The sequence below is a fragment of the Sphingomonas sp. SRS2 genome (genome assembly GCF_000971055.1).
Taxonomy (GTDB): Bacteria; Pseudomonadota; Alphaproteobacteria; order Sphingomonadales; family Sphingomonadaceae; genus Rhizorhabdus.
This window is the reverse complement of the sequence record NZ_LARW01000062.1, coordinates 1-18,296: the sequence shown is the minus strand read 5'-3', so window position 1 is coordinate 18,296 and position 18,296 is coordinate 1. Positions and strand designations below refer to the sequence as shown.

The following is an 18,296-nucleotide window of genomic DNA, read 5'->3' as shown; positions in this document are numbered from 1 at the left end:
GGTTCGTCATGCCAGCGCAGGCTGGCATCTCATGAAGTCGAGGCGCGCGCTACTCTCCCGTCATCCCAGCCTGCGCTGGGATGACGGGAGACCTCCGCATGATCCACCAGACCGGCACACCGGCGAGGATTAGCACCGCACCCCACATATTGGCTTCGGCTCCCGCGCCATAGAGCGCCCAGACCGAATAGACCGCGCCCGCGATCGCCACCCAGCGTTTCACGCCTCCCAGTTTGAGGGCCGCCGCCGCGACGAACAGGTACATGACAAGCGCCGCTGTCGTCGCCAGCAGCGCGATGAAGGTGAAGAGGTTGACGGTCGTCTTGCTGGCGTTGAGCGCGAGGACGCCGGTAACGAGCGCGCTCGACAACAGGTGCGCGCGGACCGGCACGCCATTGGCAGCGACCTTGCCGAGCGCGCGGGGGAAGACCCCGCCCGCCGCCATCGCCGCGGGCATCTCACCCTGGAGCAATATCCAGCCGTTGAGAGCGCCGAGCGCGCTGATCATCGCGAAGGCGGCGACGACCTGGGCCGCGCCGCTGCCCCAGTAACGCCCCATCACCTCGGCGAAGGGCGCCGCCGAATGCGCGGCGACATCGGGCGCGAGCAGCAGGATCACCGCCATGCAGGCGAAAAGATAGATTACCCCCGTCAGCGCGGTGCCGCCCAGCGTGGCGCGCGGGATGGTGCGTTCGGGATCGATGACCTTGCCCGCCGGCACGGTGGCCGACTCCAGGCCGAGAAAGGCCCACAGGGTCAGGGTGCCCGCCGTCGTGATCGCCGCCAGCCCGATCTCGGGCTTGTTGGGATCGGGGAGGGTGAGATCGCCCGCTGGGGCCGCCACCACGGCGATGATGACCACCGCGATCAGCGGCATGATCTTGAGGACCGTGGTCACGATCTGAACCCAGCCCATGTTGCGCGTCCCGCTGATATTGACCGCGGTCAGCGTCCAGACGAGCGCGATCGTGACGCCGGTCGACCACAGGGCGTTGGTGGCCAGCGCCGGGATGAAGGCCGATAGATAACTGACCGCCGCCACCGCGATCGCTCCGTTGCCGACGAACAACGATATCCAATAGGCCCAGGCGATGAAGAAGGCGGTGTCTTTGCCGAAAGCGGCGTTGACATAGACATAGGGGCCGCCCGCCTGCGGCCGGGCCCGGCACAGCCCCGCAAACACTGCGGCGATGCACAGGCTCCCGGCAATGGTGATCCCCCAGGCCGGAATAACGTTCCAGCCATAGGGTGCCAGGCTGGCGGGCAGCATATAGACGCCCGAGCCGATCATGTTACCGACGACCAGCGCCGTGGCCATGATCAGCCCGAGCGGCCGGGCGGTTTTGACACCGCCCGGCGACTGGTCTTTGCTCAATATTTCCAACCCATCCGCAGGCCGATCGTCTGCGGTTTGGTCACGAATGCGTAAGGCCGGATCAGACACTGACCGCACGGAATGTTGCGGCTGAGCTGGCCCCGTGAATCGAACGCGTTCGTGATGAAAGCTTCGGCGTTGAACTGGCCGAAGTCGATGCCCGCAGCGAAGTCTGCGGTCACGTAGGAGGGCAGCCTGCCGATTCCGACCGCAAACGGCACCCGGAGATCCGAGGTGGCGTCGTCGGCATAGACCATCACCCCCTGCAGATGCGCCTTATAGTCGCCCATCGCGAAGTCGTAACGACCCGTGAGGTTCAGCTTGTACTTCGGCGTCACCGGCAAGCGGGTACCCCTTGGCGATACGATCGAGTTGCCGGCCGTCGGATCGCAGACGCCGGTCGGATCGTCGATCGCGCAAAGGTTCTTGCGCGTCTTCGCGTCCACATAGGTGCCAGCGATGCCGAAGGTCAGGCCGCGGGCTGGCCGCAGCGCGACGTCGATCTCGATACCCTTGATCCGGGCATCCGGGCCATTGTGAATCTCGGTGAAGCTGTTCGCGCCCAGGAAGGAATATTGGAATTTCTTCCAGTCCTCCATGAAGATCGCGCCGTTGAAGCGGAACGATCCATCCGACGTCGTATATTTCCAGCCGATCTCGTAATTGGTCAGATAGTCGGAATCATAATTGTCGACCGTGGCACGCCGATTCAGGCCGCCGGGGCGGAAGCCCCGCGACCAGGTCGCGTAGATCAGCGAGTTGTCGGTCGGCTTCCACGACAGGTTGAGGCGATGCGTCACGCCATTGCCCTTGGCGCGCTTCGGTACGAGCTTGCCATTCACCACTTCGGCAAGGTTTGTGCAGGGCGAGCCCTCGCGGATCGGACCGAGGAAGGCGCCGTTGGCGTCAGTGTAGCAGGCCGCGACGCCGGTACGGCTGCTGAAGCCGTCACCGAAGCCGAAAAAGCCGAACAGGGAATTGTCATATTTGAACACGCGGAGGCCACCGGTCAGGGTGAGCTGCGACGTGATATCGTAGGAGGCTTCGCCGAACGCTGCATAATCCTTGTCGATGCGTTTTTGCTGGGTCAGCCAGATCGTGCCGGGCCGGCCATTCACCGATGTCGCGTCGGCGAGGTCGAAGATCTTGTAGTCCTGCAGGATGCCGTGGGTCTGACGCTGATAGAACAGGCCGCCGATCACCCGGAAAGGTTTGTCCGATGGCGAGGCGAGCCGGAGCTCATGGCTCATCTTCTTATAGCGGTCCGCGCCCAGGATATGCTGGCCCGGATCGACAAAAGCGCCGGCATTGTTGGTGAAGTAGCTTGAGAAGCTGCCGCCGGTCTGGGCGTAGAGGATGTCATAGGCGACCGCATAATCCGTATAGTCGCTGAACTGGTCGATATCGCGATCGAGATAGGCGCCCGCATAGGTCAGGTCGAAATCGGCGATCTTGCCCTGCACGGTGAGTGCAGCCTGCCAGAACTCGTCCTTGCGATATTCGTCCCCGAAATGCTGCACCTGCAGATCGCCGACCTGCTGATCTGTGCCGAAGAAGCCGGTGGACTTCTGCCGCTGGTAGAGGAAGGTCGGCGTTACCGTCCAATTGTCGTCGAGGTCGAGTTGCAGCGCGGCGCGCCCGCCATAGGACTCGATATCGTTATAGTCCTTTTCCACCGTCGAATTATTATTGATCGTCACACCGCTGGTGAAGCTGCGGGTGGCCGGCACATTGTCGATATAGCCGGCGTCCTTGCGGTAGAAGCCGACGAGGCGGATCGCCGCATTGTCGCCGAGCGGCTGATTGACGAAACCTTCGAACTTGCCGCCGGTGCCGCCCTTCCTGACCCGGTTGACCTCGAAGTCGGCGCCCGCGTCGAAAGCGCTCGAGTCGGGCTTATTGGTGATGTAGCGGATCGTACCGGCCTGCGACGAAGCACCGTACAAAGTGCCCTGCGGGCCGGACAGCGCCTCGATCCGCGCCATGTCATAAACATGGATGTCGAGCGTGCCGCCGATGGTCGTGATAGGCTGTTCGTCCAGATAGACGCCAACCGACGGCAACGAACCCGAATGGTTGCCGTCGCCGCCGCTGGCGACGCCGCGGAAATAGACCGTCGTGCTGCCGGGCTGCGAGGTCTGGAAGCTCATGCTCGGCACCAGCTTCTGCACGTCGGCGAAGCTCGAGACATTGTAGCGCTCCAGTGTCTGCGTCCCAAAGGCCTGGATCGATTGCGGCACGTCCTGAAGGTTTTCCGCACGCTTCGTCGCAGTCACGACTATGTCGCCGTTGTCGGCGATCTCTTCGGCCGGCGTCGATTGCGCGAAAGACGGTGTCAGAGCTGTCGCCGCGAGGATCGCGGCCAACGTTCTGCCCATACTCCGTCGCGTATTTCTGCTCCCATTCGTCATCATAAGCCCCTTTTCTGGTTGGTCAGGCGTCCTCTTCCACCCTGGTTCCGGGATATTCTTCCACGAGACTTCCCAATGTCTGCTGCAACGGCGTCAGCCGGTCGGCAAAGCGCTGCCAATGATCGACCGCATCCGTGAAAATCGGTTGTCGAACCTGTTCGGAGCTGGGCGTACGTATCGCTCGCTCGGTCTTATGAAAGGCGAGGCAGGCCGGCTCGAAGCCCAGCCGCGCGGCGGCGAGCAGCGCGCGAATCTCGCGCTCGCTGTCCTCGACCATCGCTTCGTAGAATACGCGGTGTACCGTGCCCGGCATCTCCTGGTCGAAGCGCGCCATCATCCGCACATAATCGGCATAATAGCGGCCCAGATCTGCGAGGTCGTAGCTATAGGCTTGGCCGCGCGCGAAGTTCTGCTTGAAGACCGACCAGCAGTTGCCGATCGGGTGACGGCGCGTGTCGATGATCGTGGCGTTGGGCAGAATAAGCCGGATCAGTCCCACATGCGCCCAGTTGTTCGGCATCTTGTCGATGAAGCGCGGCCGCCCGCTGTGCCGCTGGACCCGCGTCCGTTCGATATATTCCTCGCCGAGCGCGCGAACCTCATCGCGGGTCAGGTGGGCGAGATTACCGGGGTAGGGAGACGGCGTGCCGCGCCGGACATGGCCGCTCAACCGCTTGGCGATCGCGCCGATGTCTGCGAGTTCGCTGGTTCCTTCGACTTCGCTGTGGCTCGACAGGATCTGCTCTATCAGGGTCGATCCCGATCGCGGCATGCCGAGGACGAAGATGGGATCGCTCGCGGGACATCCCCAGCCTTCACGCGCCACGAAGAAATCGGCGGTGAAGAACGCCGATGCCCGGTCGACATGGTCGCTCGTATCGTCCGGATGGTAAGGCACCATCTGGCGGCGCATCGCGTTGCCGGACAGATAATGGTCGACCGCAGCAACGTCTTCGCCGCGATCCTCATGTGCCTTGCCGAGCGCGAAGTCGAGCTGGGCGCGGTCCTCGGGGTTCAGTCGATCATTGGCGAGCGCGGTGCGCATCGCCGTGACGTCGGCATCGGTGAAGCGGAAGGTCTTGAGGTTTGCGAGGCTCCACCATGCCTCGCCCGTCTCTGGCCGGATAGCGACCGCACGGCGATAGGCCGCTATGGCTTCGCCGGTACGACCCACCGTCTTCAGGCCATGGCCATGGCTAAGCCACAGCCAGGGATGACCGTCATGCTCGGCCAGCAATTCCTCATAAAGTGCGATCGAGGCGTCATGCTCGCCCAACTGGCTGAGCACCGCCGCAAGCAGGTTGCGCGCTGCCCGGTCGTGCGGATCGCGGGCGAGGAGTCGGTCCACCTCGACCCGCGCCTCGGCAGGGCGGGCCTGACGAAACAGGATGAGCGCCAGATTGTGGCGGGCGGCCTCGAACTCCGGCGCAATCTCCAGCGCCCGGCGTAGCAGCGTCTCGCTATCACGATAGCGACCGATCCGGCCAGCGAGCTCCGCCAGCATCCGGAGCGCCGCGATATCCGCCGGATTGGCGCGCAGGGCATCGCGCAACAGCGCCTCGGCCTCGGGAATGCGGTTGGTGACGAGCGCATGGCCCGCCTTGGCGAGACGCGGGTCGGTCGAGGCCGCGACGAGCTCGTTCATCGTTGCGGCCTGCGCGGCGCGGTCGTCGCCCGCTGCGCGCTGAAGCCGGGCGATCAGCCGCCAGCCAGCAGCATTGTTCGGGATCAACGTGACCAGCCGCTCCGCAGCGGTCAGCGCCTTGTCGGGCTCTCCGGACCGGACATGGGCCTCCGCCAGAAGATAGAGTCCCTGCGGCTGGTCGGGAAGCACCGCCAGGATTTCACGGGCTTGCTGGATGGCGAGGGCAGGATTTTCGTCGAGCAGCCGCCGGGCGTGGTTCAGCGCCGTTTCGAGACCGCCCGTTGGTGCCTGCTCGCCTGAATTCACTCAGCCGCCCCGTGACATTGTTCCGGCAGAAGAAACCTTGGGGGCGGGGGTGTCAACAAGCTTGTTAGCAGCTGCACCATCTGCTTGAACGCTACATTCACGCGTTGTCGAAAAGACACAGTCGGGAGGATCGGGATGAGGTCATATCTGGTGATAGCGAGCGCGGCCTTGGCATTGGCCGGAACGCCGATCGAGGCAGCGGAGCGGATCGTCGCGATCAAGGCGGGACGGCTAATCGACGTGGCGAACGGCACGGTGAAAGCCGACCAGCTTATCATCGTCACCGGCGAGCGCATCACCAGCGTCGGCCCCGCTGCCGGCGCGGCCATCCCGGCCGGCGCGACGATCATCGACCTTTCGGGCAAGACGGTGCTGCCCGGTCTGATCGACACCCATACGCACATCACCGGCGAGCCCACCGTCAGCCCTTATGAATCCTATCATATCTCGGTGCCGCGTTCGGCGATCACCGGCGCAGCCAATGCCCGCAAGACGCTGCTGGCCGGCTTCACGACGATCCGCGATGTCGGTTCCTCGGGCTATGCGGATATTGCCCTGCGCGACGGCATCAACGCCGGCGAGATACCGGGGCCTCACATCCTGGCTTCCGGCCCGGCACTCAGCATAACCGGGGGACATTGCGACGATAATCACCTCGCGCCCGAATATGAGCATGAAGCGGAGGGCGTCGCCAACGGCACCGATGCGGTGCGCGCGGTCGTTCGCCGAAATATCAAATATGGCGCCGACCATATCAAATATTGCGGGACGGGCGGGGTCTTCTCACGCGGAACCAAGGTCGGCGCACAGCAATTCGATCAGGATGAGGCCAACACAATAGTCGCCGAAGCACATATGCATGGCCGTCCGGTCGCGGTGCATGCCCATGGCGCCGACGGCATCAAGGCCGCCATCCGCGCCGGCGCCGATTCGGTCGAACATGCCAGTCTGATCGACGACGAAGGGCTGCGCATGGCGAAGGCCGCCGGAACGGTGCTGTCGATGGACATCTACAACACCGACTACACCCAGTCGGAAGGCAAGAAGAATGGCGTGCCGGAGGAGTCGCTCCAGAAGGATCGCGACGTCGCCGACGTGCAGCGTGAGAATTTTCGCAAAGCTGTGAAGATGGGCGTCAGGCTAAGCTATGGAACCGACAGTGGGATTTATCCCCATGGCCATAATGCCAGGCAGGCGGCGATCATGGTCCGCTATGGGATGACCCCGATGCAGGTCATCCAGGCAGCGACGGTGACGGGTGCAGCCTTGCTGGGCAAGCCCAAGGATCTAGGGGCGATCGTACCTGGCTATTTCGCGGATATCGTCGCGGTTGACGGCGATCCGCTCACCGACATCCGCAAGTTGGAGAAGCCAGCCTTCGTGATGAAGCAGGGCGCGGTCTATCTGGGCGACCGGGCGGCGTGCGATGCGGCGGGGTCTACCCTGGGCTGCACCAATCCGTGAGGGAGCGGGGCCGGTTATCCGCCGGCCCCGCCGCCTTCAGAATGCAGCGCGCAACGTGATCTGGAACAGCTGGCCCGAGCGTTCCCGCTCGAGTTCATATTCGTCAATGTCTCCAGCGGCGCGCGCCTGGAGGATTTCGTCGTAGCTGTCGCCGTCATATTTCAGGAAACGCTCCTTCTTCTTGCGGTCGAGGAGGTTCTGGACGGTGCCGCGCAGCACGAAATTCTTGCCGATGCGCTTCTCGACAAACAGTTCGAGATCGGGCGTGTAGGTCAGGTCGACCGTCTCGTCGAAGTTCGACTCTCGAGCCTTGCTGCGCCCTGAGATCGTCGCGCCGAAACTGGCGTCGATCGGCTTCACCGTCTGGATGAAGCCCAGATTGTAGACGTGATGAGGCTGGTTGTTGAACCGGCGCTTTTCACCCGTGAAGGGATCGCGGGTCGAGCTGTCGAGATAGGTATAGTTGGCGAACAGCCCGGTGTCGGGAAGACCGAGGACGGTCAGCGGAGCGGAGAAGTCGACCTCGATGCCCCACACCTTGCCGTCGCCGATATTCTGCGGCGTGAACTGGTTCGGTGCGAATTGGACGAGTTCGGTAAGATCCTTGACCTTGCGGTAGAAGGCATTGACGCCGACGATCCCACGCCCGCCGAGATTGCGCTCATAGCCGAGGTCGATACCCCATGCGCGCTCGTTCTTCAGGAGCGGGTTGCCGATCGTTATATCGTCGTCGCCTGGGCTCTCTTCCTGCTCATATGGCGAGATCAGATCGTAATTCGGACGACGGACGGTGCGCGCGATCGAGAAATGGATCTGATCGGATTCGGTGAAGGCATATCGGATATGTAGTGACGGATTGAGCGATTCCGTCTTGTAGCGCTGGGTGCCGTCCGCGCCGGTCGTGGTGCGGCGGGTAATCTCATAGCGTACGCCGGTGTCGATGCTCAGCTGCTGACTCGGCGCATATGTGAAGCGCAGATAAGGATCATAACGTTTTTCCTTGATCTGGAAATTGGCGGAGAGATCGAGATCGTCCAGCGCGCCCTCATCGTCGAACACCAGATTCTCGCCCCGGCGCTTCTTGCTGAGCAGATCGACGCCACCCTTGATCCTGAACGGCGTATCGTCGCCCCAGGTCAGGCTGGCCGTGCCGGTATATTCATTGTCGCGGATACGCAGCGTCTCGGTTTCGTCGAGGGCCAGGTCGGACAAATCCTCCTCGCTGCCTTTATCGATGGTGATGTCGGTATTTTCGCGATAGCCATTCCAGCCGGCGGCAAGGCCCAGTTCGAAGCCGCCGAACGGGACCCTGGCGTCGCTGGTGATCGCATAGGTCTTCTGGTGGATATCCTCATGCTGGACCTCGGCCTCGTCGAAATCGCGGTCGGGCCCTTCATAGGTAAGCGAGGTCTCGTCCTCGTCGCGATTGGTGTCGACATAGAGGCCACCGATGCGCAGCCGCCCGCCGCCGTCGAATTCATGGGTGATCTCGGCATTGCCCGAAACGTCCCGGCCATCGCGGGTATCGGCCTGCAGCTCGGTGTCCTCAAAATCGGGATCGGCGGGCGATCCGTCGCCCGAGAAGATATCGCCATAGCGCAGGGAAACCTTCTTCTTCGGGTTGCGGCGCTCCTGATAATTGAGGCCGGCCCACAGGCTGGTCGCCTCGCCAAGCTTGCCGGCATAGGCCACTGCGCCCGAGGGCCGGACCTTGCCGTCGCTATTGATCAGCGCGCCCGCCTTGGCGAAGCCGCCTTCGAAGCTGACCGACTCCTTAGTGATGATGTTGAGCGTGCCGGCGACGCCTTCGCTGGGCTGGTCGGCGCGCGGACTGCGGACGAGTTCGATCTTCTCGATCAGTTCGGCGGGCAGGCGATCGACGAAGAAGCTACGGTCCGATTCGCCGCCCGGCGCGCGGCGGCCGTTGATCAGGACCTGGGTGAAGCCCGGTGGAAGGCCGCGAAACTGGACGCCATCATATTCGAGCACGTCCGACGTGAAGGTGACGCCGGGCACGCGCTTCAGCATTTCGCCGACCGAGACCGGTTCGAAGCGCTGAAAATAGTCGAGGCCATAGGTCAGGACGGGGTTGGGATCGGTGGTGCGATCGCGAAAGATGATCTCGCCGTTGACGATAATCTGGTTGGCTTCAGGGGCCTCGGCTTCGGCGGCCGCCGCGTCGGCGGCCATAGCCGGGCCCGCCAGGATCAACGGGATTGCCGCCGCGCCAAGCCGCAGGATAGTCATCTTTTTCATCGAAATGCCCCTTTGTCACCAATGCTTCGCAATTGCGTGCGAGTCGGCGGACAGTTGGAGGACCGTGATGACGCTACGCAGACAGACAGTTTTCAGATCAGTGACAATGGCCGGCTTTTTCGCGCTGCTCCTGCCGGGATGCACTGCACGCACGCCAAGCTGGGCAGAGGTTGCGGCGCGCGCACCCGCGCCGGCGGTGACGGCGGCCGGAGAGACCGATGCGGTCGCCACCGCCAATGCGGATGCGGCGGACGATCCCGCAATCTGGCGCGACCCGCGCGATCCGGCGCGCAGCCTGATCGTCGGTACCGACAAAAAGGCGGGTCTGAATGTCTATGACCTTAGCGGCCGCCAGCGTCATTTCATCGATGCCGGCCGGGTCAACAATGTCGACCTGATCACCACCCTGATCGGTGGGAGGCCGGGCGTCCTGGTCGCGGCTTCGGATCGCAACGATCCCCTGAACGCACGGATCGCGCTGTTCGAACTCGACACCGCTGCGGCGACGCTCAGGCTGCTAGGCACCGTGGCTGCCGGGGCCGGCGAAGCCTATGGCCTGTGCCTCGCGCCGCAGGGTGGGGCGGTGCACGTCTATATGGTCGCAAAGGACGGGACCATCGCTCAGGTGGCGCTGGACCTGTCCGGAACTGCGCCCGCCGGCGCGATCGTGCGCACGATGAAGCTTGCCACCCAGTCCGAAGGCTGCGCCGTCGATCCCCGGACCAACATGCTGTATGTCGCGGAGGAGAATGTCGGCCTGTGGCGCTTCGACGCCGCACCGACGGGATCGACCGCCGCGACCTCGATCGCCAAAGTCGATGGCGCGAATCTGGTCGCCGATGTCGAGGGACTGGCGCTCGCCCCGATTGGCGACAAGGGAGGCTGGCTGGTCGTATCGAGCCAGGGCGACAACGCCTATGCGCTCTACCGCCTGGAAGACGGCCTCTTCGCCGGCCGCTTCCGGATCGGCGCGGGCCGCTTCGGGGAAACCAGCGAGACCGATGGCATCGCTCTCGAACTCGGCGATTTCGGCCCTGGCTATCCCGGCGGTCTGTTCATCGCCCAGGATGGCGACAACATGCCCAAGGCGCAGAACTTCAAGCTGGTAGCCTGGGACGCGGTCATAAACGCGCTGAAGCTCAATCCATGATCGTCTGCCGCCGGCTGACGTTATAAACCCTGTTCGGCGAGCCTGAGCATGACGAGCGTCGAGAGCTGAGCCCGTTCGGCGAGGCTCTCGACGATCAGATATTCGTCGGGCGAATGGATCGCACCGCCGCGCGCGCCCATCGTGTCGACCACCGGCACGCCACAGGCGGCGATGTTGTTGCCGTCGCACACGCCGCCGCTGGCCTTGTGGGTGATTGGCCGGCCGAGCAGCGCCGCGCTTTCCTCGACCAGCGCGAACAGGCGCGCGGCTTTGTCGTCGATCGGCTTGGGTGGACGGCCAAAGCCGCCATGGATGTGGACCGATACGTCATGCTCTGCGGCAATAGCCCGGATCAGATCGTCGAGCAGCGCCTGCGCCGCCAGCTGATCCTCGGGCAAAGCGGGGCGCAGGTTGACGCGCAACACCGCCTGGTCCGGCACGACATTGTTGGGCCCGCCGCCGTCGATCCTTGCAGGATTGATCGACAGGCCCGCCCGCCGTGCCCGCGACAGCCGCAGCGCCAGATCGCCTGCCGCGACGATCGCGTTGCGCCCGTCCTCTGGATTGCGCCCGGCATGTGCCGAGCGCCCCGTGATAACGATCGAGAAATTGCCGCTGCCGGGGCGCGCGCCCGCCAATGTGCCGTCGGGAAGCGCGGAGGGCTCATAGGTCAGCGCGGCGAGCTTTCCCCGTGCGCGTTCGGCGAGCAGCAGGGCGGAGCCGGGCGAGCCGATCTCCTCGTCGGAATTGACGATCACCTCATAGCCGATCCGTTCGGCCAGCGGGGAGGCCTCCAGCGCAGCGAGCGCCGCCAGCATCAGCGCGATGCCGCCTTTCATATCGGCGACGCCGGGACCGTTGATCACCGCTCCGCCGTCGATATCGGTGAGCGTCTGGAACCGGTGATCGATCGCGTAGACCGTATCCATATGGCCGGTAAGCAGCAGCTGGACAGGCGCCTGTGGCCGGACGCGGACATGAAGATTCCGGCCGAAGGCAATGGCGTTGGACTTGCCCGCGCGATCGACCTCCTCGCCCGGCGCCGGATCGAGCAATGCCACATCACCCGGCAATATCGCGAAAGCGTCGGCCAGTGTCCCGGCGATGACCTTCAGGCCGTCGAGATTGCGTGACCCGCTGTTGACCGCGCTCCAGGCGCGCACCTGCGCCAGCATCGGCGCCGCGACAGCGGCGTCGAGTGCGGCGCGGTGCTGGTCGATCACAATATCCGCCCCGTCAGCTCGCTGCTAAGGTCGGCGATCGCCTCGGCCTCGAAGCTCGCGACCGGATAGGCGCAGTAATCGGCGGCATAATAGGCGCTGGGGCGATGGTTGCCCGATTGGCCGAGACCGCCAAAAGGCATGTTCCCCGCCGCGCCGGTGGTCGGCCGGTTCCAGTTCACCACGCCCGCGCGCGATTCGTTCACGAAACGCTGCCACAACGCCGGGTCGTCGCTGAGCAGGCCCGCCGAGAGCCCGAAGCTGGTGGCGTTGGCAGCCGCAATCGCGGCGTCGAAATCGGGAACGCGCGTCACCTGCAGCACCGGGGCGAAAATCTCCGCGTCAGGCACGTCGATACCGGTCACGTCATAGATCGCCGGAGTGACGAAGGCGTCGCTGCGTTCGAGCCGCTCGAAGGGCAGCAGCGGCTTCGCGCCCTGGGCCTTGAGCGCCGACACCGCATCGATCGCATTCTGCGCGGCGCGCGTCGAGATCAGCGGGCCCATATAGGGTTCGTCCGCATCGTCCCACGCGCCGATCCGCAGCCGCGAGGCAAGGGTATGGGTCGCCTCGATGATCGCGTTGCCCTCCACGCCCTCGGGCACGATCAGGCGGCGTGCGCAGGAGCAACGCTGGCCGGTGGTGATGAACGCCGACTGGACGATCGCCGCCGCCGATGCGTCGGCGTCGCCCCAGGCGATCAGCGGGTTGTTGCCGCCGAGTTCGAGCGCGAGGATGACGTGCGGCCGATCGATCATCACGCGGCGGAAATGCGCGCCGGTGGTCGCAGCGCCGGTGAAGAGAAGCCCGTCGATATCGGCGGCGATCAGCGCCGCGCCCTGGTCGCGACCGCCCTGAACGATCTGGAAGACATGTTCCGGCACGCCGGCATCATGCAGCGCGCGGGTCAGGTGCTGCCCGGTGAGCGGTGTTTCCTCCGACGGTTTGAACAGCACCGTATTGCCGGCGAGCAGCGCGGGGACGATATGACCGTTCGGCAGGTGGCCCGGGAAATTATAAGGGCCCAGCACCGCCATCACGCCATGCGGTTTGTGGCGCAGCACGGCCCGCCCGAACGCCATCTCCGCCGATCGGCTGCCCGCGCGCTCGGCCTGGGCAGTGATCGAGATGCCGACCTTGCCGACCATCGATGCGATCTCGGTGCGGGTTTCCCACAGCGGCTTGCCGGTTTCGCGCGCCACGTCGCGGGCGATATCCTCGCTGCGCGCCTTGAGCGTCTCGGCATAGGCCTTGAGGATTGCGACGCGCTCGTCGACGCTCCTTGCCGCCCAGGCGGGCAGCGCCGCGCGGGCGCGTTCGACCATCGCCGGAATCGCGCCGGTCGCGGTTTCCTCGCCTTCCCAGATCGCCTGGCCGGTTGCCGGATCGATCGACTGCATCATTGTCTAACCCTCACAAGCTCACCCGGCTTAAGCCGCAGCGCATCGAGCGCGGCGGCATCGACCATCGCCGTATCATGTTCGATCCGCACCTTGGCGCGGGTCGCACGAAATCCTTCAATCGACGCCGTGGAGACGAGCCGCTCGGGCGCCTCGACCGGATTACCCTGCACCAGCGCCAGCGGACTGGTGCGTTCGATCGTGGTGATCGCGTCGCGCGGCACCGAATAGGTCGGGCCGCCGTCGAAGATGTCGATCAGCCCCGAACCGCGGAAACCCTCATGTTCGAGCATCGCCCGCGCTGCCTCGCCTTCGACATGGACGCGCCCGATCGCCTCATGCGCGGCCTGGTCGATCAACTCGACATAGATCGGGTGGCGTGGCGCCAGGTCGAGGATGAACTGGCCATCGGTAGACATGACCATATGGTCGGCCTGCTCGAATGGCAGACGGAAGAATTTGCTCGCGACGCCTTCCCAGAAGGGACAAACCCCGTCCGGCGCGAAATAGCCGCGCAGTTCGGCCATCACCGTTTCCGAAAAACGCGCGCGCTCGACTCCGATCAGCATGTAGCGCGATCGGGCGAGCAGGCTTCCCGCGCCGCCCGAACGCCGCTCGGGCCGCAGATAGAGCGAGCCGACCTCGGTCCAGCCCGAACATTCGTTGACCAGCACCAGCGCCTGATGATCGAAGCGCGTCCCGATCGCCGAGGAAAATTGCGCGAGCGTCATCACCCGGAAGGAAAAATGCGGCCGCGTAACGCCGACCGCGGCGCGGACGCCGGCGATCCCTTCGATCCGCCCGGTGTCGCTGTCTTCGAGCATCAGCGTGTACCAGGCTTCGCGCGGGCCGATCGCGCCGGTGAAGCTGGCTTCGGAAAGGGTGAGCCGGTCGAGCAACGTCGCCTCGTCCTCGGGCAGGCTGGTGAAGCCGCGTCCCGACAGGACCGCGAGTTCCATCAGCGAGTCGAGATCGGCAGGGCCGGCGGGGCGGACGACCAGCATCAGCGTGCCTGCGGATAAGTCTGGAGATGGAAAGCCATCATCGCCTTGTGCGACATTCCCCCGCCAAGTTCAAATGTCGCGCAGCAGCGCATCCAGCGCGTCATGGGCGGCCAGGGCGCTTTCCCACAGCGCCGGATCGGGCAGGTCGCGGGAGTCGATCTTCTCGGGCCAATGCCGTTCGACCAGTGCGCAGAGCGCGGCCCAGCGGCGTTCGTCGAGCAGAAAGCGGGGATCGATACCGCCAAGCGCGGCGTCGCTTACTGGGACCCGCAGGCGCAGGCAGGCGGGGCCGCCGCCGTTGCGCATGCTCTCTCGTACATCGACGACGATCGCCTGGGCGATCGGATTATTGCCGGCGACGATCGTCTCGATCGCCTTCCAGACGCGCTCATTGCCCTGCGCTTCGCCCGGCAGGATCAGCGCCATTGTCCCGTCAGGCAAAGTGACGAGCTGCGAATTGAACAGATAGGAACGGATCGCATCGTCGAGGGTGATGCTGTCGACCTCGACCGGCACGAAATCGGGCACCGCACGCGCCGCCGCCGCGAGCAGGCCGTCACGATCCTCGAAAGCCGCAGCATGGGCGAGCAGCACATTTTCATTGGCGACCGCGACCACGTCATTATGGAAGGCGCCGGCTTCGATCGCGGCCTGTGATTGCAGCGTATGAAAGCCATCGATCCTGGCAAGACGCGACACCGCTTCGCCCGCGCGACGTGCCTGGCGTTCGGGGTTGCGGCTGCCCCGTGAAGCGCCATGGACGAAGATGTTGAGTCCGCGCGCGCCATGCTGCGCCGTCAGCCGCATGTGATTTGCCGCGCCCTCGTCGCTGAAATGCTGCGTGCCCGGCAGCGCCGGATGGACCGCGAAATGCCGCTCGTCGCCGAAGATCGTGCGCAGCATCGCGAAGGTGTCGGGAGCCTCGAAGCTTCGGTGGAGCATCGTTGAGAGATTGGCGGTGACGAGGTGGATTCGGCCATCGCCGCTGTCCGCCCCGGCGATCACGGTTGCAGCATTGGCCGCCCACATCGCCGACGCCGAGCAGGCGTTGTTGAACAGGACCGGATCCTCCGCGGCGGCACGCGCCAGCACAGCCTTGTCGTCACCCGCGAAGCCCAGGCCGCGCAACGCCGCGAGCGCCGGGCGGCGGGGCGGGGGGATGAAGCCCTGGGTCAGCCCAAGGTCCATCAGCCGCTTCATCTTGGCGAGGCCCTGCAACGCGGCGGCGCGGGGCTGCGATACCGCGCCGGCATTGCTCGCGCTCGCGACATTGCCGGCGGAAAGCCCGGCATAATTATGCATCGGACCGATCAGCCCGTCGAAATTGATTTCGGTCGTGGTCATAGCGCCAGATAGCTGAAGCGTTCGCCGTCGGACAGGCCAAGCATCGCCGCGCTCGCCCGGTCGGTCGCCGCCTGGCCGCCGCCGGCGATTTCGATCGATCCAAGCGTGCAGCAGAAATCCGCGCCGCTGCCCCGGGTGATGAGATGGTCGCGCAGGCTGTCGCCGTCGTCGGCGCGCGCGAACACCGCGTGGCGCAGGTCGCGGATCGCGCGCAGATCGTCGATCATGGCCACCATCGTCACACCTGCATCGAAGATGTCGACATAGCCTTCGTCGCGAAAGCCTTCCTCGACCAGCAGGCTCAGCGCCTTGCGGCCATCGTCATGGACGCCGCCGATCACCCGCTGGGCATCCTCGGACAGCATGTTGACGTGGATCGGCGCGCGCGGCCCCAGATCCGCGATGAACTGGTTTCCCGTGGTGCCACAGATATGATCGGCCTCGGCGAAGCTCATCGCGTAGAAACGGCCGCCGACAGCATCCCAGAACGGCGATTCGCCCTTCTGGCTCCAGCCCCTTAGATCCGCGAGCACTCGCTTGCCGAAGCGCGGACGGTGGCATCCCATGAACAAATAGCGGCTGCGTGCGATCATTCGGCCATAGCCGCCCCGCAGGAGCGTGGGATCGATCATCAGTCCGCCGACTTCGGCGCAATCCTCCAGATCGTTGGTGAGGGTCAGCACCGGGAAGCGGACCATGCGCCCGTCGATGCTCGACCTATGGGTCGTGTAGCTGATCCTATAGCTGTAAAAAGGCCAGTCGACGCCCAGCCGGGGAAAGATCATGCCGCAACCGCGCATCCGGCCGCCGATTTCCAGCCCTAATATGATCGCACCGCCGAGTTCCTCGCCAGCGAGAAGCGCGTTGCTGCGCGCGATCCGTTCGGTCATCGCCGCGCGGTCGGACGGCAAGTTGGTGAACCCCGGTCCCGCGCTGCCGGCCAGCGCGAGCATCGCCTCGAGATCGTCCTCACGGACTGGGCGGATCCTGATCGTCGGGGATTCGGTCATGGCCTATAGTCATCCGTTCGCGGTTGCCTTTCAAGATAGGGACGGGAGCCTGCTCGCGCGGAGGCCGAAGCTTCGCTTGAAAGCGAAAGGCAATTCGGCGCACATGCCGGTTGATGCAATTTCCCGATTTCATGATGGCGCAGTCCGTCCTCCCGCTGCTCGACATCGCCGGCATCGCGATCTTCGCGGTCAGCGGTGCGCTTGCGGCGGCGCGGCGGCAAATGACGATCGTCACCTTTACCTTCTTCGCGGCGGTAACGGGCACCGGCGGCGGCACGTTGCGCGACCTTCTGATCGGCGCGCCGGTGTTCTGGATTCATGACAATCGCGCGCTCGCGGTGTGCCTGCTGGCGGCGCTCGCCGTCTGGGTGACCCCCCAACGGATATGGCCGGTCAAGGCGCTCGAATGGTTCGACGGCCTGGGGCTCGCGGCCTATGCGGTGTTCGGATCATGGAAGGCGCTGATCTATGGCGTGCCGCCGCTCGGAGCGGCGGCGATGGGCATCATAACCGCCTGTATGGGCGGAATCATCCGCGACGTGCTGGCAGGCGAGCCGTCGATATTGCTGCGGCCCGAGCTATATGTGACGGCGGCGGCGCTGTCCGCCGGACTGTTCGTGGTGCTGACGATGATGGGGGCGCCGCTCCTTCCCGCCGCCGCCATCGCGGTGTCGGCAGGATTCGTCCTGCGTGCGTTGGCGATTGTTCGCGGCATCGCTCTCCCCGGTTATCGCGACTGACCGCCGCAAAGGCGGCGATGGTTCACCTTAGCGACATCTTGTTTCCCCATCGGGAGGGGAACCCGTTGACGGTCCGAAACGTACAGTAATGGACGGATGTGAGGAGTTACGATGCGTAGTGCGATTTTTCTGGTTTCGGCGAGCGCCCTGATGCTGTCGGCCTGCGGACCCAAGAAGCTCGCTCTGCCGGCCGATCCGATCGATAAGGCCGCGAGCTGCGCCGTGGTGAGCGCGGCCGAGGCGCGTCTCCGGAATCCCGATACGAAAGGCGATCTCGATTTCGACGCCCAGACGCGGATCATTCACTATGCGATGCTCGCCGGTATCGAAGGCGAAGGCTTCTCGACGAAAAACGCCTCGGCAGTGGTAAGCCGCATGAGCGAGGTCGAGGCCGATATCACCAACGGCAAGTGGCAGGATCTGGTTGCGCCCTGCGATCAGGCCTTTCCCGAGGTGAAGAAGACCAGTGGGATCGCCCTTCCCGAAGGCCGCTTCGACGCCCAGTTGGGCTGCTACGCGATGGCCGATTTCCTGGTGAAGACGGTGACGACGACCGATCCCAAGGCACAGGACCGCTTCGCCGCGTTCCAGAAGATGAAGCGCGACCTTGATGGATCGATCGGTGCGACGATGAAGGCGCGCGGCGCGGGAAGCTATGAGAGGACCCTTGATCTCAAGCAGGGCGCACTGGTCAGGATGACGCGCCTCGGCGCACCCGCCGAGGTCATGACGATGTGCACGGAGCGCTTCGACTAGGGGTTGTGGGGATTTAGGATTCACATTTTTGGGGAGATGTGATTCACACTTTGGATGGAACGCTTCGTACTGACCGACGCCCAGTGGGCAAAGATGGAACCGCATTGTCTGGGTAAGCCGACCGACCCGGGACGAAGCGGGAGGAACAACCGTCTATTTTTGGAGGCAGTGCTATGGATTGTCCGGACGGGCAGTCCATGGCGTGATCTGCCGAC

14 protein-coding genes are annotated in these 18,296 nt (G+C 64.5%); 5 read left to right on the top strand and 9 right to left on the bottom strand.

What is annotated here, in order from left to right; all coding sequences use genetic code 11:
- Positions 1-49 precede the first annotated feature (49 nt).
- Genes WP12_RS06155 through WP12_RS06145 form a run of 3 tightly spaced genes read right to left on the bottom strand, consistent with a single transcriptional unit; the run spans position 50 to position 5,737 of the window.
- A complete protein-coding gene (locus WP12_RS06155) occupies positions 50-1,375 on the bottom strand; it encodes an amino acid permease (RefSeq protein ID WP_235398994.1) in 1,326 nt (441 codons plus the stop codon).
- Positions 1,372-3,753 carry a TonB-dependent receptor gene (locus tag WP12_RS06150; RefSeq protein ID WP_152663912.1) on the bottom strand — a complete coding sequence of 794 codons (2,382 nt, stop codon included), beginning with the start codon at positions 3,751-3,753 and terminating at the stop codon, positions 1,372-1,374. Before WP12_RS06150 ends, WP12_RS06155 begins: the two co-directional genes overlap by 4 nt.
- A gap of 55 nt (positions 3,754-3,808) precedes the next feature.
- Positions 3,809-5,737 (bottom strand): tetratricopeptide repeat-containing sulfotransferase family protein, encoded by a 1,929-nt coding sequence (locus WP12_RS06145; RefSeq protein ID WP_046192889.1) that lies wholly within the window; start codon positions 5,735-5,737, stop codon positions 3,809-3,811.
- A 135-nt stretch (positions 5,738-5,872) separates the two neighbouring features.
- Here WP12_RS06145 and WP12_RS06140 point away from each other — a divergent pair, with 135 nt between their 5' ends.
- The gene (locus WP12_RS06140; RefSeq protein ID WP_046192888.1) at positions 5,873-7,201 is read left to right on the top strand and encodes a Xaa-Pro dipeptidase; all 1,329 of its coding nucleotides are present in this window, start codon (positions 5,873-5,875) and stop codon (positions 7,199-7,201) included.
- A gap of 36 nt (positions 7,202-7,237) precedes the next feature.
- Here WP12_RS06140 and WP12_RS06135 read toward each other — a convergent pair whose 3' ends face one another.
- On the bottom strand, positions 7,238-9,457 hold the full coding sequence (locus WP12_RS06135) for a TonB-dependent receptor plug domain-containing protein (RefSeq protein ID WP_046192887.1): 2,220 nt from the start codon (positions 9,455-9,457) through the stop codon (positions 7,238-7,240).
- A 106-nt stretch (positions 9,458-9,563) separates the two neighbouring features.
- Here WP12_RS06135 and WP12_RS06130 point away from each other — a divergent pair, with 106 nt between their 5' ends.
- Entirely contained in the window at positions 9,564-10,607 is a 1,044-nt protein-coding gene (locus tag WP12_RS06130) for a phytase (protein WP_046192886.1), read from the top strand.
- 20 nt (positions 10,608-10,627) lie between these two features.
- Here WP12_RS06130 and WP12_RS06125 read toward each other — a convergent pair whose 3' ends face one another.
- The 5 genes from WP12_RS06125 to WP12_RS06105 all read right to left on the bottom strand — a co-directional run bounded on the left by WP12_RS06125 (position 10,628) and on the right by WP12_RS06105 (position 16,585).
- Positions 10,628-11,830: a hydrolase gene (locus WP12_RS06125; protein WP_046192885.1), complete on the bottom strand. Its 1,203-nt coding sequence runs from the start codon at positions 11,828-11,830 to the stop codon at positions 10,628-10,630.
- Positions 11,827-13,230 (bottom strand): succinylglutamate-semialdehyde dehydrogenase, encoded by a 1,404-nt coding sequence (gene astD / locus WP12_RS06120; protein ID WP_046192884.1) that lies wholly within the window; start codon positions 13,228-13,230, stop codon positions 11,827-11,829. The genes WP12_RS06125 and astD overlap by 4 nt, the downstream gene beginning before the upstream one ends.
- Complete coding sequence (locus WP12_RS06115; protein WP_046192883.1) at positions 13,227-14,231, bottom strand: arginine N-succinyltransferase; 1,005 nt, start codon at positions 14,229-14,231, stop codon at positions 13,227-13,229. The genes astD and WP12_RS06115 overlap by 4 nt, the downstream gene beginning before the upstream one ends.
- A gap of 69 nt (positions 14,232-14,300) precedes the next feature.
- Positions 14,301-15,575: an N-succinylarginine dihydrolase gene (locus tag WP12_RS06110; protein ID WP_046192882.1), complete on the bottom strand. Its 1,275-nt coding sequence runs from the start codon at positions 15,573-15,575 to the stop codon at positions 14,301-14,303.
- Entirely contained in the window at positions 15,572-16,585 is a 1,014-nt protein-coding gene (locus WP12_RS06105) for an arginine N-succinyltransferase (RefSeq protein WP_046192881.1), read from the bottom strand. The genes WP12_RS06110 and WP12_RS06105 overlap by 4 nt, the downstream gene beginning before the upstream one ends.
- A gap of 113 nt (positions 16,586-16,698) precedes the next feature.
- On the opposite strand from WP12_RS06105, the gene WP12_RS06100 reads away from it, so the two are divergent.
- From WP12_RS06100 to WP12_RS23950, 3 genes are all read left to right on the top strand, one after another.
- A complete protein-coding gene (locus tag WP12_RS06100; protein ID WP_046192880.1) occupies positions 16,699-17,325 on the top strand; it encodes a trimeric intracellular cation channel family protein in 627 nt (208 codons plus the stop codon).
- Positions 17,326-17,436: 111 nt separating this feature from the next.
- Positions 17,437-18,081: a hypothetical protein gene (locus WP12_RS06095; RefSeq protein WP_046192879.1), complete on the top strand. Its 645-nt coding sequence runs from the start codon at positions 17,437-17,439 to the stop codon at positions 18,079-18,081.
- A 54-nt stretch (positions 18,082-18,135) separates the two neighbouring features.
- The coding region (locus tag WP12_RS23950; protein ID WP_152663831.1) for a transposase at positions 18,136-18,296 on the top strand (161 nt) is incomplete at its 3' end.

Coding starts and splice junctions, on each gene's coding strand:
- WP12_RS06150 (WP_152663912.1), bottom strand. CDS start 3,753: ATGGGCAGAACGTTGGCCGCGATCCTCGCGGCGACAGCTCTGACACCG.
- astD (WP_046192884.1), bottom strand. CDS start 13,230: ATGATGCAGTCGATCGATCCGGCAACCGGCCAGGCGATCTGGGAAGGC.
- WP12_RS06130 (WP_046192886.1), top strand. CDS start 9,564: ATGGCCGGCTTTTTCGCGCTGCTCCTGCCGGGATGCACTGCACGCACG.
- WP12_RS06095 (WP_046192879.1), top strand. CDS start 17,437: ATGCGTAGTGCGATTTTTCTGGTTTCGGCGAGCGCCCTGATGCTGTCG.
- WP12_RS06115 (WP_046192883.1), bottom strand. CDS start 14,231: ATGCTGGTCGTCCGCCCCGCCGGCCCTGCCGATCTCGACTCGCTGATG.
- WP12_RS06140 (WP_046192888.1), top strand. CDS start 5,873: ATGAGGTCATATCTGGTGATAGCGAGCGCGGCCTTGGCATTGGCCGGA.
- WP12_RS06110 (WP_046192882.1), bottom strand. CDS start 15,575: ATGACCACGACCGAAATCAATTTCGACGGGCTGATCGGTCCGATGCAT.
- WP12_RS06100 (WP_046192880.1), top strand. CDS start 16,699: ATGCAATTTCCCGATTTCATGATGGCGCAGTCCGTCCTCCCGCTGCTC.
- WP12_RS06105 (WP_046192881.1), bottom strand. CDS start 16,585: ATGACCGAATCCCCGACGATCAGGATCCGCCCAGTCCGTGAGGACGAT.
- WP12_RS06135 (WP_046192887.1), bottom strand. CDS start 9,457: ATGAAAAAGATGACTATCCTGCGGCTTGGCGCGGCGGCAATCCCGTTG.